Origin of the sequence: Haladaptatus sp. W1 (assembly GCF_001723155.1) — an archaeon.
Lineage (GTDB): Archaea > Halobacteriota > Halobacteria > Halobacteriales > Haladaptataceae > Haladaptatus > Haladaptatus paucihalophilus.
Genome location: NZ_MEIH01000276.1, coordinates 17,783 through 34,081, shown reverse-complemented (window position 1 = coordinate 34,081; position 16,299 = coordinate 17,783). Strand labels below are relative to the sequence as shown.

The following is a 16,299-nucleotide window of genomic DNA, read 5'->3' as shown; positions in this document are numbered from 1 at the left end:
TTCGGCGAACGGTTGGTCAACGGACTGTACACGATGAGCGTGGCGGTGGGCGTTTCGATTCCGGACACGACCGACGGCACCATCGTCGCCAACCTCTCGTACGATAACGTCTCACACCCCGAGCCGGTGTTCCACGGGGACACCATTCGCGCCCAGTCCACCGTCACGGACAAGCGCGAGACGAGCGACGGCGAGCGCGGCGTCGTCACCATGAAGGTCGAGGTCTTCAAAGTCGATGGAGACGACGAAACGCTGGTTTGCGAGTTCGAGCGGACGGTGCTCTCGCTCAAGAAACCCTAGTGGAAGAACAGTGAGAGGTTCACGACCACGGCGAACAGCCACGGGAGGGCGAGGCCCGCCGGGACGAGTGCCACGTACTCCTGCGGAATCAACGTCCGCCCGACGAACCCCACGCCGAGCGCGAACGCCTTCAACCCGACGAGCGAGAGGAAGCCGAACTGGCCGAGCGCGTGGCGTGCGACCGGGTTCGATTCGGTGAGCCCCGCCTGCAACCCGGCGTACGTCGTGAGTAAATCCCCGACGAGTGCGAGGATGACGACGGCCCAGAGCAATCGCTCGATGCCGCCGAAATCGAACCAGTCCGTTCGCTGATACCGGTAGGAGAACTGCTGATGGCTCATGGATGATGGCGCGGGAATTCCACGTCATCCACACGCACGGCGGAACGGTGCTTTATTATGAACCGGCTTATCCGGCTTAGAGAGGGGCTAAACCCTCGAAGTCGTTCGGCTTACAGAATCGTACCGTGTTTCTTGTCCGGCAGGTCCTTCTCCAAGCCCGCGTAGAAGTCGTAGCGCTGGACGAGTTCCTCGCGGAGGGTGCTCGGCGGAACGATGTCGTCGATGACCATCTCGCTCGCCATGCGGTGGACATCGATGTCCTCGCGGTACTCCTCGCGGAGTTCCTGCTCGCGCTGGGCGCGTTCGTCTTCGTCGTCGATGGCGTTCAGTTTGTTCGCGTAGACGGCGTTGATGGCGGCTTCCGGTCCCATGATGCCGATTTCACCCGACGGGAGCGCGATGACGCTCTGCGGGTCGTAGGCCGGGCCGGACATGGCGTAGATACCCGCACCGTAGGCCTTCCGAACGACGACGGAGAGTTTCGGAACGGTGGAGGAAGAGGTGGCGTAAATCATCTTCTTCCCTTTCTCCAGAATCGCGTCCTTTTCCACCTGCGACCCCGCCATGAACCCCGGCGTGTCACAGAGGTAGAGGAGCGGAATCTCGAACGCGTCGCACTTCCAGATGAACTCGGCGGCCTTCTCGGCGGCATCGGGGAAGATGGCCCCGGAGCGCTGTGCCGGTTGATTGGCGACGATGCCGACCGGTCGGCCGTCGATTCGCGCGAAGGCGGTGATGATTTCGCCGCCGAAGTCCGGCCTGAGTTCGAAGTAGGAGTCCGCGTCCACCACGCGGTCTATCAGGTCGGTCATGTCGTAGGCGCGGTTCGGGCTGTCGGGAATTACCCCGTCGATTCCCTCAGGGGACAGTTCGGGAGCTTTCGGCTCGCTCCGCGGCGGTTTCTCGTGAGCCTTGTCGGGCAGGTACGTGATGAGGTCGGAAACGAGTTCGCGGGCGTGTTCCTCGTCGCGCGCCACGAGGTCGGCGCTCCCGGAATGTTCGGCGTGCATGTTCGCGCCGCCGAGGTCCTGCATGCTGATGTCCTCGCCCGTCACCATCTGCACCATCCGCGGGGAGGCGATGGCCATCGCCGACATCTCCTCGACCATGATGGTGAAGTCCGCGAAAACCGGGGTGTAGGCCGCCCCCGCGATACACGGTCCGTAGAGGACGCAAATCTGTGGCACGCGACCGGAGAGCATCGAGTGGTTGTAGTAGTACTTGCCGATACCCTCACGGTTAGCGAAGAACCCGGACTGCTGGTCGATGCGGCCGCCGGAGGAGTCCATCAGGTAGAGGACCGGTTTGCCGTTCTGGAGCGCCCGCTGTTGCATGCGGAGGAACTTCTCGACCCCCTTCGCGGCCATGCTTCCGGCTTTGACCGTGAAGTCGTTCGCCATGAAGTGGAGGTCGCGGTCCTCGAACTCCGCCGCGCCGGTGATGAGACCGTCCGCGGGCAGTCGGTCGTCCGCGTCGAACTCGGCGAATCGACCATCTTCGAACTTCAGACCATCGTCCCCGAACCAGAGGTCGAGTCGGTCGCGGACGAACAGTTTGCCCTTCTCCGAGAGGCGTTCTTTGTACTTCTCTTTCCCGCCCGACTCGATGTCCTCGATCTCCTCCCAGAGGAGTTCCTCGCGCTCCGTCGGCCCGAGGTCGTCCTCCGGCGGTTCACCGGGGTCGCTCCACGTGGCGGTCGGTTCGTCCGCGTCGCCGACGAACACTTCCACCTCGCTGCCGACGTGCTTGGCGAGCGCGCTGGCGATTGCCGAGGCTTCCTCGTCGGTCGCCTCCTTACCGATACGAACTTTCATGAATGTGAATCCGTGAGGCGATTTCAAACCGTTTTCCCTTTCTATCGCGGCAACATTTTCACATCCGTCCCGAGGAAAAACGATGAGGAGAGCCAGAAGCGTCTGCGGGGGGTAGGGGTAGCGCGGAGTGAAATCGAAGGCAGTTACTGGTCGGGCAGTTCCATGGCCGCGACGTGCTCCGCGTACTCTTCGAGTACGGGTTGACCCCAGTACCGAAGCGATTCACTCCGTGCATCGTAGTCGATGATGTTCGCGTCAGCGAGTTTCGGGAGGTGTGTGTGGTGAAGCGATGCCTCGACGCGGCGACGGTAGTCGTCGGGGACGTCGTTGGCCGATGTTTCGGTTTCCCACGTAACGACCTGTTCGACGAGATCGGAAAGCGTCGCTACGCCGTCCGCTGTCGTCGAGAGATAGTGGATGGCGTATCGTCGTCGCTTATCCGACAGCAGTTCGAAGATGTCATCGAACGACGGTCTGCTCACTGCTGGCTCAGCGCGAAGTACGTGGGACGGATGACTCGACGGACGGTTCCCCGAGTCGTCACGGTAGGGTGACTCGTTGCTCATGCGACGCTCAAGAGCAGTTGACCACCATAGATAAAGAATGGTGAATCTAGACATCTAGAAAACTGGCAGCGAAAATGAAATCACCGGCCCCAAGAGTTTTATTTCTAATGAGTTAGACACCGAATAGATTCGGGGTGGTGCGGTGATGGGATTCGATGCTTCGAAATCGAGATTACCGCGATAGTTCTCTGTGACTACTTTCGGTATTGGCGACTGCGACATTCCGGGAATCCTCAACCGAGGTCGATGATTCGAAGAACGGAATTAACAATGCTATCTGTTAACATGGATTTCCAGCGTGCAGGTCGTATCTCATGACTCGACGTACACGCACCGGCCTCGCGGTTGGCCTCACCCTCCTTATCCTCGTCAGCACCGCGAGTCTCGGGGTCGTTTCGATTTCGAAACAGTCCGATGCGCCCCGCGAACGGTCGTCGGAATCCACACGAGCGCTCCCGCTGTTATCGGCGAGCGGGAGTTCGGAGAGACTCCTCCAGCAGACAGGAGCGAATCAGTCAGACAGTGAGCAGGCCGCGACCCGCGGGGCCGTTCAGGGGGCGGCGCTGGCACAGCGACAGGGCGTCACCATCACGCAACAGCAACGACAGGCCGCCATCGAAGGGGCGGCACAGGCAGTTTCCCAGAATCAGCAGGCGTCCGTCGCCCAAGTACAGGCCGCCGCCCGCGGTGCCGCACACGGTGTCCTGCTTCAGAGTCAGCGGGTGAACGTGACCCAGATTCAGTCGGTGACGCGCGGCGCGACGACCGGTGCGACCACGCAGGTACAGCAGGCCAACGTCTCCCAAGTGCAGGCCGCCGCGTTCGGCGCGGGTCATGGCGCGGCCGCAGGAAGCCAGCGGGCGACCGTCTCGCAGGTGCAGGCCGCCGCGCGCGGCGCTGCACAGGGAGCGGCAACCGGCGCAACCGGGAATCAGAAGGCCAGCGTCTCCCAGATTCAGGAGGCCGGTCAGGGGGCCGCGTTCGGCGCGCTCGACCAGCGACAGAGCGCCTCGGTCGAACAGATACAGGCGGCGACCCGCGGGGCCGCGAGCGGGGCGGTCCAAGCCCAACGCGCGAACGCGAAGCAGGTGCAAGTCGCCGCGATGGGCGCGGCTCGGGGCGGCGTCACGCAGCGCCAGCAGGTGAGCGTCGAGCAGATACAGGCGGCGACTCGCGGGGCGGCGGCGGGTGCCGTCTCGCAGGTTCAGCAGGTGACCGTGACGCAGATTCAGGTCGCGGCGCAGGGTGCCGTGAGCGGCGGACTCAAGCAGGTCCAGCAGGCGTCGGTCGAACAGATACAGGCGGCGTGTCGCGGCGCGGCGAGCGGCGCGTTGAGCGTCACGAAGATACAGGTCGTCAGCATCGTCCAGATACAGATCGTCGCACAGGGGTCGGCACAAGGCGCGGTGCAGGGTGCCGTCCAGAAGCAGGTCGTAAACGTCCAGCAGATACAGGCCGCCTCGAAAGGGGCGGCACAGGGAGGCATCACGCAGGTGCAGACCGTTCGAATCACGCAGATTCAGTCGGCCTGCCTCGGCGCGGCGTCGGGTGCCGTCACGCAGAATCAGCAGGTGAGCGTCACCCAAGTGCAGGCCGCGGCACGAGGGGCGTGTGCGGGCGGCGTCACGGCGAGCCAACGCCAGCAAGTCTCCGTCCGGCAGGTGCAAGCGGCGACGAGCGGCGCGGCGGGCGGCGCGATTTCCCAGAGCCAGCAGGCGACCGTGACGCAGATTCAGGCCGCGTCACGCGGAGCGGCGACCGGCGGAGTCACACAAATCCAGCGAGCGAGCGTCCGGCAGGTGCAGGCGGCGTCGTTCGGCGCGGCCGCAGGTGCGGCGCAGTCTGCCAAACAGCGGAACGTGAACGACGCGGGTCAGATACAACGGACCGCGCGCTCCGGGATTTCACAGGCCGAAAGCCGCCTCCAGACGGAGGAAAACGTCCCGCCGGAGACCCTCCGTGAAGCCGCCCGAAGCGAGGCTGGCGGGGAACCGACGCCGACGCAACCGACCACGACGTCAGGTGCGACTACGACGACTCCAGCGGCAACCCCGACGACGACTTCGGCGACCACGAACGTCACTACCACGACGACACCAACTGTCACGACTACGACGCCGAACGCGACCACCACGACCCCACCGACAACCACGACTACCACACCGACCACGAACGTCACCACCACGACAACGACTCCGGCGACCACTACGACCGCTGCGCCGACGACGACCACGACAATTACGACGACCACGACCACCGCACCGCCGACCGCACCGCTCACGGTGAACCTGACGTGCACGAGAATCACGGCGAACGCGACCCAACCCGCGGACTACCGGGTCGAGGCGGTGTTGGTGAACGCCTCGAACCCGCAGTCCGCCGTGCTGGTGACGCAGAACGTCTCGGCGGCGGACTTCGAGCGAGCGCCGAACGGAACCACCACGTGGACGAACACGACGGCCGACCTCAACGTCTCCGGGTACGTCTTCGTCAACGCGACGGTCTTCGATTCGAACGGCCAGCAGGTCGCGACGGCACAGCAGGACGACGTGCAGGCATGCATCCGGCAGGTAGGCGGAATTCCGCAAACGACGGTGCCACAGACGACCGTCAGCGGACCGACCGCGACCGCCGGTCCGACCACGGTTGCGACGACGGGTCCACAAACGACGCCAGCAACGCCAGTAACGACGAGTCCAGTGACGAATACGACGGCCGGGACGTAACTCGTCGTCGCACGAGCGGGGCGGAAAAAACGGAGCGGAGCGTTACAGCGCCGATTCGAGGCGGTCGATGAGTTCCGCGTTACCGATGTGCAGCGGCACTCGCTGGTGGAGTTCCTCCGGCGTCACGTCGAGAATCGATTGCTTGCCGTCGGAGGAGCGGCCACCGGCGGACTCGATGATGTACGCCATCGGGTTCCCCTCGAACTGGAGGCGGAGTTTTCCCTCGGGGCGCGATTCGAGGCCGGGATAGGCGAACACGCCGCCGTAGGTCAGCACTTGGTTCACGTCGCCGATCATCGCGCCGCCGTAGCGCAGTTTGAGTTCGTCCTCGACGTCGCGGGCGTAGGCAGTGAACGCCTCGGGCCAGTCCGGGACGCGGCCGCCGAAGCCGTAGACCGTGGGGTCGTCCGGGAGCGTAACGTCCTCGGTAACGACTCGTTGTTCGCCGTTTTCCACGACGTACTCCGTCACGGACCCGTCGCGGGCGACCATCATCGTCGTGATGGGGCCGAAGAGGACGAACGCCGCCGCAACGAGGTCGGTTCCCTTCGCCGGGAGGGGGGCGTCGTAGATGCCGACGATGGTCCCCATCGAGTTGTTCGATTTGAGGTTGGACGACCCGTCGAGGGGGTCGATGGCGACCGACAGTCCCTCACCGCACTCGACGACGTGTTCGCGCTCCTCGCTGGCGAACTCGCCGACGCCCTCGATGGCGGTCAACTCGGCTTCGAGGTGCTCGTCGGCCCACACGTCCGCGGCCATCTGGATTTCCCCGCTGGGGTTTTCCTCGTCGGCCTTCCGACGGCGACCGGTGAGACCGCCGCGAATCTCGGGGGCGGCGGCCGCGACGGTCGTGAGGATTGTATCAACCGTCTCCATCGTTAGAGCGCTTCGTCGGCCGTTGCGCCCTCGAAGATGACCTTTTCGAGCGCGTCGAGGATGCGCTCGGGGTCGTCACGCTGCCAGACGTTCCGTCCGACGGCGAGTCCGGAACCGCCAGCGTCCATCACGGCTTCGACGCTGGAGAGGAACTCGTAGTCGCTGGTCTTCGACCCACCGCTCATGACGACGGGCATGTCGGCGGCGGATTTGACGGCCCATTCCATCGACTCGCGCGTTCCGGGGTACTTGACCTTCGCCATGTCCGCGCCGATTTCGAGCGCGATTCGGGTCGCGTAGGCGATGACGCTCTCTTTGGTGTCGTTCTTGAGTCCCTGTCCGCGGGGGTACGACCACATGACGACGGGCATGTCGTATTCGCGGTGTGCCCGCTCCTGTACGTCGCGGAAGTCCTCGTACATGTCGCACTCGTGGTTCGAACCGGAGTAGACGGTGTAGCCGACGGCGTCCGCGCCGAGTTCGGCGGCGTAATCGACCGTCCAGTTCTGCGGCGAGTACGGTTCGCCCGTCCAGAGGTTGCTCGTCCCGTTGAGCTTGGCGAGCAGGTTCACGTCGTCGTCATAGGAGGGGTAGTAGGTCTCGGCGATACCTTTCTGGACCGCGAGACAGGTCACCGCGTCGTGGGTCGCGGTTTCAAAGATCTTCTCGGGGTCGAGAGTGTCCGGAACGGAACCGAAGTCGGCGGAGGGTCCGTGCTCCAGTCCGTGGTCCATTGCGAGAATGAGTGCTTTGCCGTCTCGCGTGACTTGCGAGTCAGTCAGCGGAATCATCGTCCCGAACTGCGCCCACGACGTATATGAGTGTACTGGTCGCGCGCGGAGCGGAATGCCCGTTTTCGGCCATCTCGGGAGTCCTATCGAGTATATTGAAGACTACAATAGTAGTAAATTCACAGCAATTCGTGGGCCGAGTCGCGCTATTTAGTAACTCGATTCCGCTCGAACGAAAGCGAGTCGGCGACGCGCTCCGGGTTGGCGATGGCGAGGCTTCGAACCGAGGTGATGCCCGCTTCCGCGAGTTCGTCCGCGAGGCGGTCGTCGATTTCCGGCACGTCGGTCACGGGGTCGGGGCTACTTCGGTCGCGCCACGCCGCCTCCTCCGCTTCAGCCTCGCCGCTTCCGTCCGTCGTGGCGGTTTCGGGCGTCTCACGCTCCCAGTCGCCGGAACTGGCGGCAATCCACGCCCGCTCTTCGTCCTGGAGGCCACGAACTTGCGTGGACCTGTCGGTCAGGTCGTTGCCGGATTCGAAGGACCACGACAGGGAGTGTTCGCGCCGCAGACGACCGGCGACGCCGGGATTGACGCCCGCTTCGCGGAGCATCTCGTAGGAGACGGTTCGGTTTTGGATGGCTTCGACGCCGAACGACGCGTCGTCGATAACCGCCGCCGTCGCTGGTCCGACGAATTTCACGTCCGTCGTTTCGGTCACGGTCACGTCCGCTTTGTGTGTCTCGTTTTCCGTCACGGCCCTCACCGATTCATTTCTTTCTCCCACTCACTCATCTTGAATGTTTCGCCATTCGACCTGTCCGAATAGTTACTGTGTCAACATATTTCTCCCTTCGCTTTCGTTCCGCTATCCTTACAACCGTTCCCGGAGCACTCGCCACCATGCGGACGCTTTCCGATATCGACAGCATCGGCGTAGTTGGCGCAGGTACCATGGGCAGCGGCATCGCGCAAGTCGCCGCCGCGAACGGGTTCGACGTGGTTATGCGCGACATCAAAGCGGAGTTCGTGGAAAACGGGTTCGACACCATCGAAGGGAGTCTCGACAGATTCGTCGGAAAGGAGAAGATGAGTCAGGAGGAGGCCGACGAGGTACTCGACCGAATCACGGGCACGACCGAACTCGACGACCTCGCGGACTGTGATTTCGTCGTCGAGGCCGCCGTCGAGAACATGGACATCAAACAGGACATCTTCGCGGAGTTGGACGAGGTGCTCCCCGAAGAGGTCGTGCTCGCCACGAACACCAGCACGCTCTCCATCACGACCATCGCCAGCGTGACCGACCGCGAGGAGCAAATCGTCGGTTTGCACTTCATGAACCCCGTTCCCATCATGAAGGGCGTCGAACTCGTCGTCGGCGAGAAGACGGACGACGACGTGGTGACGCTCGCCCACGACCTCGCGGAGGAACTCGGCAAGGAGACGTGGGAGTCCGACGACAAACCCGGCTTCGTCACCAACCGCATCCTCATGCCGTGGATCAACGAGGGCATCCGCGCCTACGACGAGGGCGTCGCCGACAAGGAGGACATCGACAAGGGAATGACGCTCGGAACGAACGTCCCGATGGGTCCGCTCACACTCGCCGACCACATCGGACTCGACATCTGTCTCGACGCCAGCCAGACTCTCTTCGAGGAACTCGGCGACCGATACAAACCCGCCTACCTGCTGAAGCGCAAAGTGGACGCGGGCGATCTCGGCAAGAAGACGGGGAAGGGCTTCTACGAGTACTGAACGGCGACGGAAAATGAGGGCCTGAAACCCCTACCGACCGTTTCTGGTGGCGTTCTCCGGCGGTTCGAACGTTCCTTCTGGCAGGTCCTCGTTCACGGAGAGGTTCTCGTAGGTGAAGACGACCGTCGCGTTTTTGATGACTGCCCCGTCGTCCGACGTGGTTCCCTTAGATGGCCGTCCGTTTTTGAGTTCGGCGAGCGTCCTCTCGAACGGTATCGGGTAGTCGGTCTTGCTCTTGACGAGCGCGCCCGATTCGGTGTCTATCCAGAACTTCGACGTGTACCACGAGGCGTTCTTCGGGTCTTTGGGATTGTCGAACTCGATGACGTACACTTCGTGACCGAGGACGGTCGTCGTACCGCGGTACGAAAGCGAGTCGTCCTCGAAGGCGGCCTCAAACTCGTTTCGCGCCTCGTAGATACCGCTGATGAAGTAGTGGTTCGGGCCGCCGCTACGTCGATTACTCACGCGGTACGTGTCGTTGGCTCTGTCGTACGTGATGAAACTCGTCTCGTTCTTGATGACCGTTCTCGAACGCGGCGAGAAGTACTCCCGTCGCTGGAGCATCGCCCCATCGACGTACTTCTTCATGGTGTCTATCTTCCGCGTCCGGGAGTACGTGCTTCCGTTCGAAAGGTGATACGTGCGCTTTTCCACTTCGACGGCGTGGTACGTGCTGATGTTCCGCTGTTTCGCGCGGATGTCGTCCACGACTTCGTGGGCTTTGGCGTCGCTGAACGACGCGGTTTGGGTCGCTTCGGTCGTTTTCGTCGGCGACCTCGCACCGGCACCGTTGCTCGGCGCTTGGCCGACACACCCGCTGATGGCGGCGAGCACGAGACAGACCGTGAGGAGGACGGGAATCCGGGACCGCATCAGCGTTCACCTGCCGTTCGGGTCGATTTCGACCGTGCGGAAGTCGTTTGGGAGTCGATTCGTTCGGTTCGGGGAGGGGGGCAGCCTATCATTTATTTCGAACACAAAAATACAACATAAAACCAGATAAACCGGTCTGGAGATGTAGTTTTTATGATATAATTTCCCGTCTTGTGATTACTCGTACCGGAGGCGAACTGATGCCGATGGACGGCCGAAAATCAGGACAGGTGGAACGGCCGCTCGGAAATCGTTCGGCGCAAGTCGCCGAGAGCGTCGCGTTCGACGCCGCCCGAGAGCGAGCTGATGAGAGCGTGTACTTCCTCGCGCGAGACCTTGATTCCCGCACGGCGAAGCGCGTCCTCCGGGCGCTTTCGTACTTCGCGGAGCGTGCCGACCGCGAGGAGGTACGGAATCGTCCACGCGACGAGACGGTTGCCCCGTTCGCGCGGCATGCTCTCCAGATACGTCTGAGCGTCGTCGGTGAAACTGTGAGCGTGGTCGGCGGTTCGTTCGACGACGGCGGCAACGTCGTCGCTGTGCTCGGGGTCACAGAGGTCGTCCTGCGGAACGTCGGCGTCTTCGAGCCACGTCTCCGGCAGGTAGACGTTGTTCTCGTCTTGGTAATCGACGTACACGTCCTTGGTGACGTTGACGAGTTGCAGGAGGAGGGCGAACGACTCCGACGTTTCGCGGAGGCGGTTCGCTTGCGCCGAATCCGCGTCCCGGCAGACGAGGTTCGTGATGAGTTCGCCGACGGTTCCGGCGACGTAGTAGCAGTACTCCTCCAGTTCCGCGCGCGTCTCGATTCGAAGGCCGCCCTCGTCGGCGTGGCGTTCGACGAACATCGCCATCCCGCCGACGAGTTCCCGAACGGGCGGTCGAACAGCGTTCCGGACGGACGGGGAACACGCGTCGAACGTCGCCACGATTCGTGGCGCGTGTGCGACCACCGACCAGTCGGCGTCGTCGCCGTCGTCGTCCGGTATCCACTCGTCCACGTCCTCGCGGAACTCGTCTATCGTCGTCGAATCGGTCGGGTCGAGGACGGCGTCGTACTGGTAGAGCAGACGCGTCTGTTCGGCGGGCGGAATGTGGCCCGCGTCCTCGATGGTATCGGCGACACGACAGAGGAGATATCCGACACAGATGGCATCGGCCATCGGCGCATCGAGGAGGTCGATGGTGATGGCAAACGTCCGGGAGACGCCTTGAACGGCCTGGTGGCACCACTCAAGGTTTGCCTCGGAGGGCGTGTCGGCGGTCGCGGAGGTCGGTGGGTGGCTGTCCATTCTGTTACTGAACCTTCCGGCCTTTCGGGTTGAGACGCTAAAACCCCTTGGGCTTACCTCTCCGGTGTCACTGGAACGGCTAATCAGTTCCGACTCAAGACGAGGGTCCGGGTTCGCGGTCCGAGTCGCAAGCGCCAAGTCTCGCCGCCGCGGACCCGAACACGAGAATGTACGAGGGCGTCCACGCCGTCCCGGATGGGGAGGGTACCGTCGCACGCTTCGCCGCCACGGCCGCCGACTACGGGTTCGACGGCATCGTCGTCCGCAACCACGGCGACTTCCGAGCCGAATTCGACGCCGAGCGGGTCAGCGACGCCTACGACGTGGACGTCGTTGACGGCCTCGAAATCCGTGCCGACGACCCGTCGCAGGCCAGCGGTCACGTCGGCAACTTCCGCCCGAAGACGACGATACTCCTGCTCCACGGTGGGACGAACAAACTCAACCGCTTCGCCGTCGAGGAAGAGCGCATCGACGTGCTGGCCCACCCGATGCGCGGCCGCGGCGATTTCAACCACGTGCTGGCGAAGGCCGCCGCCGAGCACGGCGTTCGAGTGGAGTTCAATCTGTCGCGCATCCTCCGCGCCGACGGCGGGCCGCGGGTGCAGGCGATACAGGACCTCCGCAAACTCCGCGAACTGGTCGTCAAATACGACGCGCCGTTCGTCGTCAGCGGCGACCCCACCTCGCACCTCCACCTCCGCGGTCCCCGCGAACTGAAAGCCCTCGGGGAAGTGGTCGGCTTCTCCCCCGAACAAATCGAGGACGGGCTCCGGGAGTGGGGTCGCCTCGCCGAGCGAAACCGGACGATTCGCTCCGACGATTTCATTGCCCCCAGCGTGAAACGTGGCCGGTATGAAGAAGACGATTGAGGAACACGCGAACCGATTTTCCGACATCGCGGGCGACTACGACGATTCACAGGATAGCGAGGAGTACCGCGCCTGCGTCTCGCTCGTCGTGGACCACGCGGACCCCGGAGCGGACGATACCGTCCTCGATTTGGGGACCGGCACGGGTGCAATCGCCCTCGCCCTCGCTCCGGGCGCAGAGCGCGTCATCGGCCGCGACATCAGCGAGGGGATGCTGGACGAGGCGCGAACGAAGGCCGAGGAAAACGGCATCGAGAACGTCGAGTTCGGCGAGGGACGGTTCCGGGACCCGAACGTGGACGGCGAGGTCGATATCGTCGTCTCCAACTTTGCCATGCACCACCTCTCCGACGAAGAGAAGCGCGAAGCAATCGAGGCCATCGCGGAACTCGGCCCGAGAAAGTTCGTCCTCGGCGACGTGATGTTCTTCGGCCTCCCCGACCCCGAGGAACCGTTCTACAGCCCCGAAGTGGACGACCCCTCGACCGTCGGGCATCTGGCCGATGTGCTGACCGACAATGGATTCTCCCTGACCGCCGTCGAGCGGGTGCACGAACAGGTCGGCGTGCTGGTCGCCGAACGCACCTGAGGTCTCCGGAACCGGACTCGACTCTTACTTCCCGACGCGAGAGCAGGCCATTCAAATCCACCGCCGCCCAACGTCCGTCAGAACCTCGAATGAAACACCTCCCGAAGCACATCCGGCCCCACTGGCGGTATCTCGCGGTCGGACTCGAAGCGTGGCCCGACGCGGACATCGACCGCCGGTCGTTCCAGCGGAGCATCTGGTTCGCCGCGCAGAACCTCCTCGGCGACGCCGGAAGCGCGGATTCGGACCTGACGGTGTTCTCCTTCGATTTTGAGGACGGAGACGGTGAGGCGCTGGTTCGGGTTCGTCGGGGGCACACGGACGAGGCCCGGGCGGTGCTGGCCTGCATCGACGACGTGCACGGCGATTCCGTCGGCGTGTTCGTCCGCGGTATAAGCGGGACGGTCCGAGGTTGTGAAGAAAAGTATTTAGGTCGCCAAAGGGAAGTTTCGGGCGAGAGAAGCGTCGTGTTCGCGGACGAAACCCGACCCGCCATCACACGGGATGGCGCGCTCGACATTCAGGTCGATGACTCGTTCGTAGGCGCGACGGAACTCGATTTCGAGTGATACTATGCAGGGACAAGCCCAACAGCAGGCGTACGACCGCGGGATTACGATCTTCTCCCCGGACGGCCGTCTCTACCAAGTCGAATACGCACGGGAGGCCGTCAAACGAGGGAGCGCCAGCATCGGTGTCCGAACCGAGGGCGGCGTCGTCCTCGCGGTGGACAAACACACGCGGTCGCCGCTCATGGAGCAGACCAGCGTCGAAAAGCTCCACAAAGCGGACGACCACATCGGTATCGCCAGCGCGGGCCACGTCGCCGACGCCCGCCAGCTCATCGACTTCGCGCGTCGCCAGTCCCAGATCAACCGACTGCGCTACGGCGAACCCATCGGCGTCGAGACGCTGACGAAGGAAGTCACCGACCACATCCAGCAGTACACGCAGGTCGGCGGCGCGCGACCGTTCGGCGTCGCGCTCATCATCGGCGGTATCGAGAACGGCGAACCGCGCCTCTACGAGACCGACCCGTCCGGGACGCCGTACGAGTGGAAAGCGCTCGCCGTCGGCGCGGACCGCGGCGAGATTCAGGACTACCTCGAATCGAACTACAGCGAGGGCATGGACCTCGACGGCGGCATCGACCTCGCCCTGAGCGGCCTCGGAACGGTCAACGACGACCAACTCTCAGCGGATGGCGTCGGCCTTGCCACCGTCGATGTCGAAAGCGAACGCTTCCGAATGCTCGACGACGATGAAGTCGAGAGCTACCTCGACGAACTCAACCTCCTCGAATCCGAGGACGAAGACGAGCCGGAAGAGTAATTTCGACGTTTTTCTCGGGAAACATCTTTTAGGTGGGCGCGTTTACCTTCGGGTATGATATCACTCGACGAGGCGGTGACGGCGCGTCTGGAATCGCACGGTGCTCGCTTCGAAGTGCTCGTAGACCCGGATGCGGCGCTCGCCATGAAACGCGGCGACTTCGACGGCGACATCGAGGACGTCATCGCCGCCGAGGACGTGTTCGAGAACGCGAGCCGAGGGGACCGACCGGCCGAGGAGGATTTGGAGACCGTCTTCGAGACGACAGACCCGCTCGAAATCATCCCCGAAGTGGTCGAACGCGGTGAGATTCAGATCACGGCCGAGCAGCGCAGGGAGATGCAGGAACAGAAGCACAAACAACTGGTCAACCGCATCACGCGCAACGCGGTCAACCCGCAGATGGACAACGCACCCCACCCGCCGGAGCGCATCGAGAACGCGCTAGAGCAGGCCGGCTTCTCGGTGGACCCGATGGAACCCGTCGACCAGCAGGTAGACGACGCGCTCGACGCGCTCCGTCCGGTCATCCCGATTCGGTTCGACGAGGTGACCATCGCGGTGCAGGTGCCCGCGAACTACGCCGGGAGCGCACAGGCCCGAATCCGCCAGTTCGGCGATTTGGAGCGCGAGGAGTGGCAGAACGACGGGTCGTGGGTCGGCGTGATGACGTTCCCCGCCGGGATGCAAAACGAGTTCTACGACCTCGTGAACGAACACACGAGCGGCGAGGCGGAAACGCGCATCGTCAAGGACGAAGACGACCTTCAGACGCGCTAACTCGTCGCACTACGGCCGGTTTCGTTTTTCGATAGCGCGGGCGACTCGGCGAACACAGTCTTTTGCGGAGTCGTCGTGTATTCGGGACGATGGAGGTTCCAGAACGGCGGTCGCGGCTGGGCTGGTGGCTGCTCGCAATCGCGTTGGCGCTGGCGCTCGCGTTCGTCGCCTACGCCTTCGTCGGCACGCTCGTCCTCGGGTTGTTCGTCTACTACGGGTCGCGCCCGGTCTACCGACGGGTAACGACGCGACTCGAATCCGAAACGCTCGCGGCGGCGGCCACGCTGTTTCTGCTCTCCCTCCCGGCGCTGTTCCTCGTCGGCTACACGGTCGCCGTCGGCGTCCGGGAACTCAGCGCGTTTACCGGGACGGGCATCGAAACCTACTACTCGCGGTTGATTCCCGGTTCGACCGACGTTCCGGGGGTGCTCTCGCATCCGGAACGACTCGTCGGGTCCGACCTCGGAACCGCTTGGAGCGATTTCACGACCGCGGCGAAATCGGTCGGCATCATCTCTCGAAGCCTGCTCACGCTATTTCTCTCCATCTCGTTCGCCTTCTTCGCGCTCCGCGACGACGACCGACTGGCAGCGTGGTTCCGCGGCGAGATGGGCGAGGACAGCGCCGTCGTCGCCTATTTCACGGCGGTGGACGAGGACCTCGCCATCGTGTACTTCGGGAACGTCCTCACCGTCCTGCTCGTCGGCGTGGCGGCGACGGTCCTCTACAACGGGTTTGCCGCCATCGCTCCCGGTGCGGTGTCGTTTCCCATCCCCACCGTGTTCGCCTTGTTGACGGGTCTGGCGACGTTCGTCCCCATCGTCGTCGGAAAGCTGGTGTACGTCCCGCTCACGCCCTACTTCGGCTGGCAGGCGCTTCGAGTGAACACCCGTCTTCTCTGGTTTCCGGCGGTCTTTTTCGTCCTCTCGTTGCTGCTGTTGGACCTCCTGCCACAGACGGTCGTCCGGCCTTACATCTCGGGTCGGACGACCCACACGGGACTGGTGATGTTCGCGTACATCCTCGGCGGCGTCCTCTTCGGCTGGTACGGCATCTTCCTCGGGCCGCTGGTGTTGGTGTTCGTCGTGCAGTTCGCCGACATAGTGTTCGGCGACTTGATGCACGGGCGGCGAATCACGCCGTCCTCGTCGCTCTCCATCGGGTCGAATCCGCCGGAAGAAAAGTAACCTCGTCGAAGAGCGAACTACGCGTTCACTCGAATCTCGTCGTCGGTGACGGACGACACCATTTCCTCCTGCAGCGGGTAGGTGTCCTCGTCCCGGTCGCCCCACCCGAGTTTCGATTTCACCTTGTCGGTGACGCCCGGGTTGGGGTCGACGTGGGCGGTGCCGTGCTGTACGTCGGCGACGATACCAACCTCATCGCCCGATTCGTCCACCACTTTCTTCCCCTCGTCGTCGTCGGTTATCTCTGTTACCATC

The 16,299-nt window shown here is 63.4% G+C and carries 18 protein-coding genes; 9 read left to right on the top strand and 9 right to left on the bottom strand.

Features of this window, described 5'->3' with window-relative positions; genetic code table 11:
• Positions 1 to 300 (top strand): MaoC family dehydratase (locus tag BG842_RS13170; protein ID WP_069451087.1); only part of this gene is annotated, 300 nt, incomplete at its 5' end.
• Here BG842_RS13170 and BG842_RS13165 read toward each other — a convergent pair.
• From BG842_RS13165 to BG842_RS13155, 3 genes are all read right to left on the bottom strand, one after another.
• Positions 297 to 641, bottom strand: a complete 345-nt coding sequence (locus tag BG842_RS13165) for a DUF5658 family protein (protein ID WP_069449257.1) — start codon at positions 639 to 641, stop codon at positions 297 to 299. The two genes, BG842_RS13170 and BG842_RS13165, sit on opposite strands and share 4 nt — an antisense overlap.
• Positions 642 to 751: 110 nt before the next feature.
• Entirely contained in the window at positions 752 to 2,455 is a 1,704-nt protein-coding gene (locus BG842_RS13160) for an acyl-CoA carboxylase subunit beta (RefSeq protein ID WP_069451086.1), read from the bottom strand.
• Positions 2,456 to 2,598: 143 nt separating this feature from the next.
• Positions 2,599 to 3,021: a hypothetical protein gene (locus tag BG842_RS13155; RefSeq protein ID WP_232423712.1), complete on the bottom strand. Its 423-nt coding sequence runs from the start codon at positions 3,019 to 3,021 to the stop codon at positions 2,599 to 2,601.
• A gap of 314 nt (positions 3,022 to 3,335) precedes the next feature.
• On the opposite strand from BG842_RS13155, the gene BG842_RS13150 reads away from it, so the two are divergent.
• Positions 3,336 to 5,747 carry a hypothetical protein gene (locus BG842_RS13150; protein WP_069451085.1) on the top strand — a complete coding sequence of 804 codons (2,412 nt, stop codon included), beginning with the start codon at positions 3,336 to 3,338 and terminating at the stop codon, positions 5,745 to 5,747.
• A 42-nt stretch (positions 5,748 to 5,789) separates the two neighbouring features.
• Here BG842_RS13150 and BG842_RS13145 read toward each other — a convergent pair whose 3' ends face one another.
• The 3 genes from BG842_RS13145 to BG842_RS13135 form a co-directional block, all read right to left on the bottom strand.
• The gene (locus BG842_RS13145) at positions 5,790 to 6,626 is read right to left on the bottom strand and encodes a class 1 fructose-bisphosphatase (RefSeq protein ID WP_069451084.1); all 837 of its coding nucleotides are present in this window, start codon (positions 6,624 to 6,626) and stop codon (positions 5,790 to 5,792) included.
• Positions 6,627 to 6,628: 2 nt separating this feature from the next.
• Entirely contained in the window at positions 6,629 to 7,417 is a 789-nt protein-coding gene (locus tag BG842_RS13140) for a class I fructose-bisphosphate aldolase (RefSeq protein ID WP_069451083.1), read from the bottom strand.
• A gap of 146 nt (positions 7,418 to 7,563) precedes the next feature.
• Complete coding sequence (locus BG842_RS13135; protein ID WP_254663140.1) at positions 7,564 to 8,121, bottom strand: hypothetical protein; 558 nt, start codon at positions 8,119 to 8,121, stop codon at positions 7,564 to 7,566.
• Between the two features lie 137 nt (positions 8,122 to 8,258).
• Between BG842_RS13135 and BG842_RS13130 the strand changes: the two genes are divergently transcribed.
• On the top strand, positions 8,259 to 9,116 hold the full coding sequence (locus BG842_RS13130) for a 3-hydroxyacyl-CoA dehydrogenase family protein (RefSeq protein ID WP_069451081.1): 858 nt from the start codon (positions 8,259 to 8,261) through the stop codon (positions 9,114 to 9,116).
• Positions 9,117 to 9,146: 30 nt separating this feature from the next.
• Here BG842_RS13130 and BG842_RS13125 read toward each other — a convergent pair whose 3' ends face one another.
• Both BG842_RS13125 and BG842_RS13120 read right to left on the bottom strand, forming a co-directional pair.
• Complete coding sequence (locus tag BG842_RS13125; protein WP_069451080.1) at positions 9,147 to 9,992, bottom strand: hypothetical protein; 846 nt, start codon at positions 9,990 to 9,992, stop codon at positions 9,147 to 9,149.
• 221 nt (positions 9,993 to 10,213) lie between these two features.
• Entirely contained in the window at positions 10,214 to 11,284 is a 1,071-nt protein-coding gene (locus BG842_RS13120; protein ID WP_069451079.1) for a phytoene/squalene synthase family protein, read from the bottom strand.
• A 167-nt stretch (positions 11,285 to 11,451) separates the two neighbouring features.
• Between BG842_RS13120 and BG842_RS13115 the strand changes: the two genes are divergently transcribed.
• The 6 genes from BG842_RS13115 to BG842_RS13090 all read left to right on the top strand — a co-directional run bounded on the left by BG842_RS13115 (position 11,452) and on the right by BG842_RS13090 (position 16,044).
• Positions 11,452 to 12,156 (top strand): RNase P subunit p30 family protein, encoded by a 705-nt coding sequence (locus BG842_RS13115; RefSeq protein WP_069451078.1) that lies wholly within the window; start codon positions 11,452 to 11,454, stop codon positions 12,154 to 12,156.
• The gene (locus tag BG842_RS13110; protein ID WP_069451077.1) at positions 12,140 to 12,745 is read left to right on the top strand and encodes a class I SAM-dependent methyltransferase; all 606 of its coding nucleotides are present in this window, start codon (positions 12,140 to 12,142) and stop codon (positions 12,743 to 12,745) included. Before BG842_RS13115 ends, BG842_RS13110 begins: the two co-directional genes overlap by 17 nt.
• An 89-nt stretch (positions 12,746 to 12,834) precedes the next feature.
• Positions 12,835 to 13,314 (top strand): Rpp14/Pop5 family protein, encoded by a 480-nt coding sequence (locus BG842_RS13105; RefSeq protein ID WP_069451076.1) that lies wholly within the window; start codon positions 12,835 to 12,837, stop codon positions 13,312 to 13,314.
• 4 nt (positions 13,315 to 13,318) lie between these two features.
• Positions 13,319 to 14,077 (top strand): archaeal proteasome endopeptidase complex subunit alpha, encoded by a 759-nt coding sequence (psmA, locus tag BG842_RS13100; protein ID WP_069451075.1) that lies wholly within the window; start codon positions 13,319 to 13,321, stop codon positions 14,075 to 14,077.
• Positions 14,078 to 14,131: 54 nt separating this feature from the next.
• On the top strand, positions 14,132 to 14,857 hold the full coding sequence (locus BG842_RS13095) for a ribosome assembly factor SBDS (RefSeq protein WP_007982691.1): 726 nt from the start codon (positions 14,132 to 14,134) through the stop codon (positions 14,855 to 14,857).
• Positions 14,858 to 14,946: 89 nt separating this feature from the next.
• Entirely contained in the window at positions 14,947 to 16,044 is a 1,098-nt protein-coding gene (locus tag BG842_RS13090; RefSeq protein WP_069451074.1) for an AI-2E family transporter, read from the top strand.
• 17 nt (positions 16,045 to 16,061) lie between these two features.
• On the opposite strand, the gene BG842_RS13085 is transcribed toward BG842_RS13090, so the two are convergent.
• Positions 16,062 to 16,298, bottom strand: coding sequence for a hypothetical protein (locus BG842_RS13085; RefSeq protein WP_007982686.1), 237 nt, complete (start codon positions 16,296 to 16,298; stop codon positions 16,062 to 16,064).
• Between the last annotated feature and the right edge of the window lies 1 nt (position 16,299).